Origin of the sequence: Bradyrhizobium sp. STM 3809, assembly GCF_000239795.1 — a bacterium.
Classification (GTDB): Bacteria; Pseudomonadota; Alphaproteobacteria; order Rhizobiales; family Xanthobacteraceae; genus Bradyrhizobium.
Genome location: NZ_CAFJ01000510.1, coordinates 1 through 3,873, shown reverse-complemented (window position 1 = coordinate 3,873; position 3,873 = coordinate 1). Strand labels below are relative to the sequence as shown.

Sequence of the window (3,873 nt, the reverse complement as noted above, 5' to 3'; positions counted from 1 at the left end):
TTACGCTAATCGGAGCACAGACCCTAGACCGTGACATTACCGTGATTTTGGGGCTTGACACGGTAAAAACACGCGAAATCGGCTGAACGTTGCGTGTTTGCCACGCCTGTTTGCCGGTTGCACGGCAGGGTTGCGGCCCTTTTGGGACCCTACCCCAGCACCTCCGCCGGCTGAGACCGGCGAAGGCTCGGCTGTCATGGATGGAGGCCGACGATCGGCCCCCGATCGCTCACTTGCCCATCGCCGCCGGGTCTTCCGGCCGCTTGTCGAGCACCTTGTCGATCAGGCCGAATTCCTGGGCCGCTTCCGCGGTGAGGAATTTGTCGCGCTCCAGCGCATCCTCGATCGCCTTGTAGGGCTGGCCGGTATGCTTCACGTAGATCTCGTTGAGCCGCTTCTTGAGGCTCAGGATCTCCTGGGCGTGCAGCATGATGTCGGTCGCCTGGCCCTGGAAGCCGCCGGACGGCTGGTGAACCATGATGCGCGAGTTCGGCAGCGAGAAGCGCATGTCCTTGTGGCCGGCGCACAGCAGCAGCGAGCCCATCGAGGCGGCCTGGCCGGTGCACAGCGTCGACACCGCCGGACGGATGAACTGCATCGTGTCGTAGATCGCGAGACCCGACGTCACCACGCCACCCGGCGAGTTGATGTACATCGCGATCTCCTTCTTCGGGTTCTCGGCCTCGAGGAAGAGCAGCTGCGCGACGATCAGGGTCGCCATGCCGTCCTCGACCGGGCCGGTCACGAAGATGATGCGCTCCTTCAGGAGGCGCGAGAAGATGTCGTAGGCGCGCTCACCGCGGTTGGTCTGTTCGACCACCATGGGCACAAGGTTCATATAGGTTTCGACGGGATCGCGCATGAATCACCCAAGGGTTGGACCAGCAGTTGAGACGACCGGCCGCCGCAGGTGAGGCTCATTCAACGAGCAGCGACGGACTGGCGTCCCCGTGATGCAGAACTTCAAGACCGAGCCCACAGATATGGACCATTTTCCCGGTGACAAGACCGGATACCCTGGCCGACCGCGAGCGAGGCCGTTGTCCTGTTCAAGCTGATTCCCGCGGCGGCGGCCAGCGCCGGAACTCGGCCGACCGGCGCTTTCGCCGGTCAACCTTAATCCCGCGCTTATGTCGCGAACCCGACGAGAGGTGGCCCGATCAGGCCGCCTTGTCGTCGTCGTCCTTGAACAGCTCGTCCTTCGAGACCTTCTTCTCGGTCACGTTGGCGAGCTCGAGGATGAAGTCGACGACCTTGTCCTCGTAGATCGGCGCGCGCAGCTGCGCCAGCGCCTGCGGGTTGCTGCGATAGAAGTCCCAGACCTCCTTCTCGCGGCCCGGCATCGAGCGCGCGCGCTCGATCACGGCGCGGCTGACCTCGTCGTCGGTCACGGTGATCTTGTTCTTCTCGCCGATCTCCGACAGCACGAGGCCGAGGCGCACGCGACGGTCGGCGATGGTGCGGTACTCTTCCTTCGCCTTGTCCTCGGTGGTGTTCTCGTCGGCGAAGGTCTTGCCGCTGGACTTCATCTCGGCCTGCACCGAGTTCCACATCAGGTTGAACTCCTCGTCGATCAGCGACGGCGGCGCATCGAACTTGTGGGTCTCGTCGAGGCGGTCGAGCAGCGCGCGCTTGACGCGCTGGCGGGTCGCCTGGCCGAACTCGCCGGCGAGACGGTCGCGCATCAGCTGCTTCAGCTTGTCGAGCGATTCCAGGCCGAGCGTCTTGGCGAACTCGTCGTCGACGACCTTGTCCTCGGGCGCCTCGATCGCGGTCGCGGTGGTCTCGAACTCGGCGGCCTTTCCGGCGAGCTCGTTGTTGAGATAGTTGGTCGGGAACGTGACCTTGAGCGTGCGGGTCTCGCCGACCGCGATGCCGGTCAGCTGATCCTCGAAGCCGGGGATGAAGGTGTTCGAGCCGATCACGACATCGATGCCCTCGCCGGTGCCGCCCTCGAAGGCAACGCCGTCGATCGTGCCCTTGAAGTTGACCTTCACGCGGTCACCGCTCGCGGCCTTCGCGCCCTCGGCCTTGGCGGCGTAGCTGCGGTTGGCATCCGCCAGGCGCTTGATCGCCTCGTCGACGTCGGCATCGGTGATGTCGGCCACCGGCTTCTCGACCGCGAAGGTCTTGAAGTCGGCGAGCGTGATCGCCGGGACAACCTCGATCGCGACCGTGTAGGTCAGGTCGGTCTGGCCGGCCAGGATCTTCTCGACCTCGGCCTCCTCGGTCGGCATCGTCACCTTCGGCTCGGTGGCGAGACGGAAGCCGCGCTCGGTGAAGATCTGCGTGTTGGTGTCGCGGATCGTCTGGTCGATGGTCTCGGCCATGACCGACTTGCCGTAGATCTTCTTCAGATGGGCAACCGGCACCTTGCCCGGGCGGAAGCCGTTGATGCGGACCTTGTCCTTGAGGTCGACCAGCTTGGCATCCGCCTTGGCGTCGAGATCCGCCGCCGGAACGCTGATCTGGAACTCGTGCTTCAAGCCTTCCGACAAGGTTTCTGTGACCTGCATGGCGCCAATCTTCTTCCGCTACGGTCCGAACCCTTGCGATCCGGACACACCTGATTCAATTGTGGACGACGCGCGGCCAACGAGCCTTGCGCCGGGTGGGATCGGTGCCTCCGCTCTCCTGGGACAGGAGCGCGGCTGCGCCGTGAAACTTTGGGCAAACGCCTTAGGAAGCGCTTGGTGCGGGCGGAGGGACTCGAACCCCCACAACTTTCGTCACTGGAACCTAAATCCAGCGCGTCTACCAGTTCCGCCACGCCCGCGTGAACTGCATCGATAGCCCGGCCGCGATGCCGCGGGCGGCGCGGCTTATACCACGCGTGAAACCGTCCGCAGCAAAAAAATGGGCCCGAAAGAGCACCCGCGGCCCGGCCGATCGGCCAAGCTCGCGGCACAGATAAGGGAAAACGAGATGATCCGCATCCCCCTCAACGCACAATGTTTTGTCGCATGACGCAGCGCTGGGACGGGGTCAGCCGCCGGGCCGTGCTCGGCGGCTTTGCCGCAGCCTGCGCGACGTCGTGGCCGAGGCTCGCGCCGGCTGCCGAACGGGTGAGCGTGGCGCTGGAGGGGCGCACCGAATCTCTGGCGCTCGCCCCCGGCCGGCCGGCCTCCCGGGTTCTGCAGCTCGCCGGCGGCGCCGCCGTCCTCAGGTTCGGTCGCGGCAGCTCGCTCGACCTCGCGCTGGCAAACGGCCTTGCCATACCGGCCGCGCTGTCGGGCCGCGGCCTCGCGCTGCCCACGCCGTTGCTCATCGAGCGACCGGTGGCCCCCGGCGGCCGCGCCAGCATCGCGGCGGCGGCATCGCGGGCCGGAACCGGGCTGCTCGATCTGCGGCTGCTGGCGGACGGAACCACCGGACCGATCCGGCCGCTGCCTGTCATCGTCGATGAGGCTGTGCCGGTAACCTTTGACCGCGACGAGGTTTTCGTGGTCGAGGACTTCCGCATCAAGCCAGACGGCACGGCGATCGCGCCGGGAACCGACGCCAAGGACGCCGAGCTGCTCTACAGCGTCAATGGACAGCTCCAGCCGGACATCGCGCTGCGCCCCCATGCGCGGGTCAGGCTCCGCTTCATCAATGGCTGCCATCGCGCTGTGATCGCGATCAAAATCGCTGACGTCGAGGCTGTCCGGGTGATCGCCATCGACAGCCAGCCGGCCGAGCCGTTCCTCGCCCGCAACGGCGCCGTCGTGCTGCCGCCCGGCGGCCGCACCGACGTGGCCATCGACATGCCCGCCGCCAAGGCGCCGCTCCAGGTGTTCCTGCACGACGGGACCGCCGCCCGCCCGATCGCCCGCCTGACGCTGTCGACGGAGCCGCCGCTGCGCGAAGCGCCACTGCCACCCGCAGCGCCCC

Annotated in this window: 3 protein-coding genes and 1 tRNA gene; 1 reads left to right on the top strand and 3 read right to left on the bottom strand. The window is 66.3% G+C overall.

The features are described 5' to 3' along the window. Nucleotides 1-229: 229 nt before the first annotated feature. From BRAS3809_RS23805 to BRAS3809_RS23795, 3 genes are all read right to left on the bottom strand, one after another. Entirely contained in the window at nucleotides 230-862 is a 633-nt protein-coding gene (locus BRAS3809_RS23805; RefSeq protein WP_006611023.1) for an ATP-dependent Clp protease proteolytic subunit, read from the bottom strand. 298 nt (nucleotides 863-1,160) lie between these two features. Beyond that, complete coding sequence (tig, locus tag BRAS3809_RS23800; protein ID WP_008964589.1) at nucleotides 1,161-2,516, bottom strand: trigger factor; 1,356 nt, start codon at nucleotides 2,514-2,516, stop codon at nucleotides 1,161-1,163. Nucleotides 2,517-2,691: 175 nt separating this feature from the next. Further along, a tRNA-Leu gene (locus tag BRAS3809_RS23795) sits at nucleotides 2,692-2,776 on the bottom strand. Nucleotides 2,777-2,963: 187 nt separating this feature from the next. Between BRAS3809_RS23795 and BRAS3809_RS23790 the strand changes: the two genes are divergently transcribed. Continuing rightward, nucleotides 2,964-3,873 (top strand): cupredoxin domain-containing protein (locus BRAS3809_RS23790; RefSeq protein WP_035657945.1); only part of this gene is annotated, 910 nt, incomplete at its 3' end.